At 55.8% G+C, this 278-nt stretch carries 1 pseudogene; it reads left to right on the forward strand.

From position 1 onward, the window contains the following. Positions 1 to 232, forward strand: a pseudogene (locus tag KZZ06_RS20595) (hypothetical protein); the annotation flags it as partial. Between the last annotated feature and the right edge of the window lie 46 nt (positions 233 to 278).

Raw genomic sequence — 278 nt, forward strand, 5'->3', positions numbered from 1 at the left:
CCTGTCGGTTGCTACCTCGTTTGGTAATCCGACGTTTGTTGCCGGTAAGCCTAAAACCACGGTTGTGGATGCCGGGCTCGTTCCGACGGATGATGCGGGCATGGTTGAGCCGCACATGGTTGATGTGTCGGATCCTGGTATGATCGAGCCGACAGATGATGAGAATGTAGACTATGCGCCGAGACGTGCAGCCGAGTCGGAGGTTGGCACGGTAGAGTCTACTGTTGCGTAAGTGAATATATGTGTGTGCCCCAGCGGTGCTGCCACGATCGTGTGGT

It is taken from the genome of Sulfitobacter sp. CW3 (assembly GCF_019392245.1).
Lineage (GTDB): Bacteria > Pseudomonadota > Alphaproteobacteria > Rhodobacterales > Rhodobacteraceae > Sulfitobacter.